We start from the raw sequence: 5,694 nt of genomic DNA on the forward strand, positions 1-5,694 counted from the left end.
GGACGACCGCGAGAACGCCGTGTTCGCCGCCGTGTCCACCCCGACCCCGCAGCGCCTGCTGCACGTGGCCGAGGCCATGCGGCTCGGCTTCGGCATCGAGGACATCTTCGACGCCTCCAAGATCGACCCGTGGTTCCTCGAGCAGATCAAGGGTATCGTCGACACTGAACGGAAGATCCGCGAATACGGCCTGCCGGCGGACGCGCAGACCCTGCGCGGCCTCAAGGCGATGGGCTTTTCGGATCGTCGCCTCGCCGACCTCGCCGGCAAGCAGGCCAAGGATGTCCGGGCCCTCCGGCGGTCGCTCGGCATCCGGCCGGTGTACAAGCGGATCGACACGTCGGCGGCCGAGTTCGCCTCCCCCACGGCCTACATGTACTCGACCTACGAAGCGCCCTTCGCCGGCGCCCCGGAGGACGAGGCCCGCCCCTCCGACAAGAAGAAGGTGGTGATCCTCGGCGGCGGCCCGAACCGCATCGGCCAGGGGATCGAGTTCGACTACTGCTGCTGCCACGCCGCCTTCGCCCTCTCCGACGCGGGCTACGAGACCATCATGGTCAACTGCAATCCCGAGACGGTGTCGACCGACTACGATACCTCGGACCGGCTGTATTTCGAGCCGCTGACCGAGGAGGACGTGATCGAGATCCTCGAGACCGAGAAGTCGAACGGCACGCTGCACGGCGTCATCGTGCAGTTCGGCGGCCAGACCCCGCTCAACCTCGCCGACGCGGTCGAGCGTGCCGGCGTGCCGATCCTCGGCACCCAGCCCGCCTCGATCGACCTTGCCGAGGACCGCGACCTGTTCTCCAAGCTGATCTCGCGGCTCGAACTGACCCAGCCCAAGAACGGCATCGCCTATTCGCTCGAGCAGGCCCGCATCGTCGCCGAGCGGCTCGGCTATCCGCTGGTGATCCGCCCGAGCTACGTGCTGGGCGGCCGCGCCATGCAGATCGTCCATTCGCCGTCCGAATTCGAGACCTATGTGCAGGGCACCCTCACCTCGCTGGTGCCGCCCGACATCCTGATCCGCTACCCCAACGACAAGACCGGCCAGATCAACTCGGTCCTCTCCGACAATCCGCTGCTGTTCGACGGTTACCTGAGCCGCGCCATCGAGATCGACGTCGATTGCCTGTGCGATGGCAAGGACGTGTTCGTCTGCGGCATCATGGAGCACATCGAGGAAGCCGGCATCCATTCGGGCGACAGCGCCTGCTCGCTGCCGCCGATGCACCTGTCCGACGCGGTGATCGCCGAACTGAAGCGCCAGACCACCGAACTGGCGCTGTCGCTCAAGGTCGGCGGCCTGATGAACGTGCAGTACGCCCTCAAGGACGAGACCATCTACATCCTCGAGGTCAATCCGCGCGCCTCGCGCACCGTGCCCTTCGTCGCCAAGGTGATCGGCGCGCCGATCGCCAAGATCGCGTCGCGGATCATGGCCGGCGAGAGCCTCCGGAGCTTCAACCTCACCGAGAAGAAGCTCGACCATATCGCCATCAAGGAAGCGGTCTTCCCGTTCAACCGCTTCCCGGGCGTCGACACCGTGCTCGGACCGGAGATGAAGTCGACCGGCGAGGTCATCGGCCTCGACACCAACTACCCCATCGCCTTCGCCAAGTCGCAGCTCGGCGCCGGCTCGAAGGTGCCGCGCGAAGGAACCGTGTTCGTCTCCGTGCGCGACGACGACAAGCCGCTGATCCTGGGCTTCTGCCGCCGGCTGGAGCAGGCCGGGTTCAGGATCGTCGCGACCTCCGGGACGCACAAGTACCTCGTCGAGAACTCCATCGCGGCGACCAAGGTCAACAAGGTGCTGGAGGGCCGGCCGCACATCGTCGATGCGATGAAGAACGGCGGCATCCAGCTGGTGATCAACACCACCGACGGCACCAAGTCGATCGCCGACAGCCGCGACATCCGACGCACGGCGCTGATGGGCAAGATCCCCTACTACACCACCATCCCGGGCGCGGTGGCGGCGGTCGAGGGCATCATCGGCTACCGCGAGGGCAACCTGCAGGTCCGCCCGCTGCAGAGCTACTTCGCCGCCTAGGCCCCCGATCGGCGGGGGACGGTCGACCGATCGTTCCGCTCCCGCCCGCCGATGCTCGGCATTTGCGCGGCGCCGTTAGCCGTTCCTAGACGACCGGCCTGCGACAAGTCCGCCATGCAATGGTGGATCGACCTTCTCGCCCCCTTCGCCGCCGGCCTCGTCTTCGCCGGGGCCGGTGCGGCGGCAGCCCGCATCCTCGCCGATCCCCCTCCCGGCCGAGACTGGACCCGCATCCGGCCGGGTGGCCTCCACTGGTCGGCCGTCATCCTCGGCAGCGGTCTCGTCGGACTGATGCTCTACGTCCGCCTGTTCGTCGGTTCGGATCGCGCCGATGCGGAAGCACAGATGCAGATCCTCGTGCTGCTCCTCCTCGCCTTCGCCCTGTGCACCGCACTCTGCCTGCGCCAGATGCGCGCCATCGTCCGCGCCGATATCCGCTGGCGCGGACGGCGGCTCGAGCACGCGGGAATCGATGGCAACCGCATCGCCCGGGATCTGGGCGACGTCGTCGGCATGCGGCGGCGCTGGACCGGCGAGATCGAGATCGCCTTCACCGACGGCCACGTCATCCGCCTCGACAGCCAGGCGGCCGGCGTGCCCCAACTGTGCGAGCGCATCATCCGTCTCGACGGCGAACTGGCCGCCGGACTTCCGCTGTGACGGTCGACGACCCCCCCGGCCAGGATCGATCGCGCAAGGACCGGTTGACGGACGGGCCCGATCGTCTAGGCTGGCGGGCACCATGATGATGATCCGTTCCTTCGCCGCGGTCTTTCGCCTCGCCTGATCCGCGCGAGACTGACCGAGCCTTTCCAGCGAACCGGCACGCCGCCGCCCAGGCGCGCGTGCGCAAAGACGGATACCACCATGCCTTCAGCCCATCTGCCGCTTACCGCGGCCCAGATCGAAACCTTCATCGCCGACGGCGTCGTCCGCATCGACAATGCCTTTCCCGCCGACCTTGTGGCGCAATGCCGGGCCATCCTGTGGACCCTGTCGGGCTGCGATCCCGCCGACCCGTCCACCTGGACGCGGCCTGTCGTCCGCCTCGGCGACATCCCCGCCGCGCCGTTCCGGGCGGCCGCCAACACGCCGATCCTGCACGGGGCCTTCGACCAGCTGGTCGGACCGGGTCGCTGGCAGCCGCGCGGCAGCCTGGGGACCTTTCCGCTGCGGTTCCCCTCGGCCGACGATCCGGGCGATGCCGGCTGGCACGTCGACATGAGCTTCGGCTGGGAGGAGACCGACGACTTCATGGCCTGGCGGGTCAACATCGAGTCGCGCGGTCGGGCGCTGCTGATGCTGTTCCTGTTCTCCGAGGTGGGCGAGGCCGATGCGCCGACGCGCATCCGGCTCGGCTCGCACCGGCAGATCGCGCGCCGGCTCGCTCCGGCGGGTGCGGCCGGCCTGAGCCTGCGGGAGCTGGCGGCGGACGGCTTTGCCGCGACCGCCGACTGCCCGCAGGTCCTCGCCACCGGCTCGCCCGGCACCGTCTACCTGTGCCACCCGTTCCTCGTCCACGCCGCCCAGCCGCACCGCGGCCGGGAACCGCGGTTCATGGCCCAGCCGGCGCTGCTGCCGCAAGGTCCGCTCGACCTCGTCGACCCGGCATCGCCGGTCGAGGTGGCGATCGCGCGGGCTCTGCGGTAACGCCCTCCGGCGCCGTCACGGGCGGCGCCGGATGACGCAACAATTTTGTCCGATGGGCCTGCGGCGAGGCAAGACGTCCCACCGGTAACGCTGGTCAACCCGCCGCGGGGCCACTAGCTTCCTCGAACAACGGGCGAGGGGCAGCTCTTGGTTTTCGGCATCGATCCGCTCTACTCGCTGTCCGGGTTCGCCGTCGGCTTCATCGTCGGGATGACCGGCGTCGGCGGCGGGTCATTGATGACGCCGCTGCTGATCCTGCTGTTCGGCATCCATCCGGCCACGGCGGTCGGCACCGACCTGCTCTTTGCCGCCATCACCAAGGCGGCGGGAACGCTCGTCCACGGCATCAATCGCAATGTCGACTGGCGGGTGGTGCTGACCCTGGGGGTGGGCAGCGTCAGTGCCGCGGCGGCGGTCCTGTGGATCCTGTCGCAGGTCGGCGGTTCGTCGCCGGAGATCGCCCATCTGGTCGGCACGGTCCTCGGCGTCATGCTGATCCTGACGGCCCTGACCCTGCTGTTCCGACGCTGGCTGCTCGCCGTCGCGCACGCCCCCGGCGATATCCGGCCGTCGCTGCAGCTGGCGCTCACCGTGGGCATCGGCGCGCTGATGGGCGTACTGGTCTCGATCTCATCGGTCGGCGCCGGCGCCATCGGAGTGACGGCGCTGATGCTGCTCTACCCGCGCCTGCCGCTGCTGCGCGTCGTGGCGACCGATGTGGCCCATGCGGTGCCGCTGACGCTGGTCGCCGGCCTCGGCCACTGGATGATCGGCAATGTCGAGTGGCCGCTGCTGGTCTCGCTGCTGGTCGGCTCGATCCCCGGCATCCTGCTCGCCAGCCTCTTCGCCCCCAAGGTCCCCGAACTGTGGCTGCGCCTGCTGCTCGCCGCGGTGCTCGCGACGGTTGGCGTCAAGCTGCTGCTCGCCTAGCCTCTGGAGAGCACCACCAGCAGCCCCGCCACCGGCTCGCCCCGGTCGTGCCGCAGGCTCTCGGCACGGCTCGACAGCAGCTCGAAGCCGGCGGCACGACACGCCGCGAGCGCCGCCTCGGGGCGATGCGCGAAGCGCAGGCTGGTCCGCAGGATCTCGGCCTCCGGCCCCTCGTGCGTTTCGAGCGAAAAGGCGAAGCAGCCGCCCGGGTTCAGCACCGGCCGCACGGCGGCGAGGACGGGGGCAAGGGGGCCGGTGTAGTTGAGCACGTCGGCGGCGAGGACCAGGTCGATGCCGTCCTCCCCGCGCAGGTAGTCGAACAGGTCGGCCCGCGTCAGGCTGTCGTAGATGCCCTTGCGCCGCGCTTCGGCCAGCATCGCCTGCGAAAGATCGACGCCGTCGAGCCGCCCGACATGGGGGCGGACCCGGACGCCCATCAGTCCGGTCCCGCAGCCCAGGTCGACGGCCCGCCCCGCTGTGAGCCGTCCGCTCGCCGCCACCGCCGCGGCCAGCGCCTCGGGAACCCGATACCCCAGTCGGTCGACCAGCGAGGTCTCGAAGCGCGTCGCGTAGTCGTCGAACAGCGTCTCCACATAGGCCGTTGCCCTGCCGGCGCTGCCGACGCCGTACGCCGCAAGCTTCAGCGCCGCCCCGTACCGCCCTTCGGGATCGAGCTCGGCCGACCGCCGCCAGGCCGCGATGGCCCCCTCGAGGCTGCCCGCCGCCTCGTGGTGGCGGCCGAGGCTGTACCACCCGACCGCCCAGTCCGGCACCAGCTCGAGGGCCTGCTCCATCACCTCGGCGGCCTCGGCATAGGCGCGCTCGCTCGCCAGCGCCTCGGCATAGGCGCCGCGGCGATCGGCAATCGGATCTCCGGAGGAATGCGGGTTAGGGGGCATGGCTTGCTTCGCTGGCACGGCTCTAGCGCACCGGCGCCGCGTGCAGAAGTGAGTGAATCCGCAGTTTTTCGCTTTGCCGGAGTGGCCGCCGAAGCATAAGCTCCTTCGTATCGCGGCTCGCCACCGAGGCTCGACGACCCTGCCCCGGCGGCCCGGCAC

Annotated in this window: 5 protein-coding genes; 4 read left to right on the forward strand and 1 reads right to left on the reverse strand. The window is 69.6% G+C overall.

Going from position 1 to position 5,694, the window contains the following annotated elements; genetic code table 11:
• From carB to ACE3TU_RS18235, 4 genes are all read left to right on the forward strand, one after another.
• Positions 1–2,056: carbamoyl-phosphate synthase large subunit (carB, locus tag ACE3TU_RS18220; RefSeq protein ID WP_374626788.1), on the forward strand; the 2,056-nt coding region annotated here is incomplete at its 5' end.
• Positions 2,057–2,170: 114 nt separating this feature from the next.
• Positions 2,171–2,716 (forward strand): hypothetical protein, encoded by a 546-nt coding sequence (locus ACE3TU_RS18225; RefSeq protein WP_374626790.1) that lies wholly within the window; start codon positions 2,171–2,173, stop codon positions 2,714–2,716.
• 207 nt (positions 2,717–2,923) lie between these two features.
• Entirely contained in the window at positions 2,924–3,706 is a 783-nt protein-coding gene (locus ACE3TU_RS18230; protein ID WP_374626792.1) for a phytanoyl-CoA dioxygenase, read from the forward strand.
• Positions 3,707–3,853: 147 nt separating this feature from the next.
• Positions 3,854–4,636: a sulfite exporter TauE/SafE family protein gene (locus ACE3TU_RS18235; RefSeq protein ID WP_374626794.1), complete on the forward strand. Its 783-nt coding sequence runs from the start codon at positions 3,854–3,856 to the stop codon at positions 4,634–4,636.
• Here the strand turns inward: ACE3TU_RS18235 and ACE3TU_RS18240 are convergent.
• Positions 4,633–5,535: a methyltransferase gene (locus ACE3TU_RS18240; protein ID WP_374626796.1), complete on the reverse strand. Its 903-nt coding sequence runs from the start codon at positions 5,533–5,535 to the stop codon at positions 4,633–4,635. The genes ACE3TU_RS18235 and ACE3TU_RS18240 overlap by 4 nt on opposite strands.
• Between the last annotated feature and the right edge of the window lie 159 nt (positions 5,536–5,694).

Origin of the sequence: Devosia sp. (genome assembly GCF_041917035.1) — a bacterium.
GTDB lineage: Bacteria > Pseudomonadota > Alphaproteobacteria > Rhizobiales > Devosiaceae > Devosia_A.

Excerpts from the sequence above, each read along its gene's own strand:
- ACE3TU_RS18230 (WP_374626792.1), top strand. The coding sequence starts at position 2,924 with ATGCCTTCAGCCCATCTGCCGCTTACCGCGGCCCAGATCGAAACCTTC.
- ACE3TU_RS18225 (WP_374626790.1), top strand. The coding sequence starts at position 2,171 with ATGCAATGGTGGATCGACCTTCTCGCCCCCTTCGCCGCCGGCCTCGTC.
- ACE3TU_RS18240 (WP_374626796.1), bottom strand. The coding sequence starts at position 5,535 with ATGCCCCCTAACCCGCATTCCTCCGGAGATCCGATTGCCGATCGCCGC.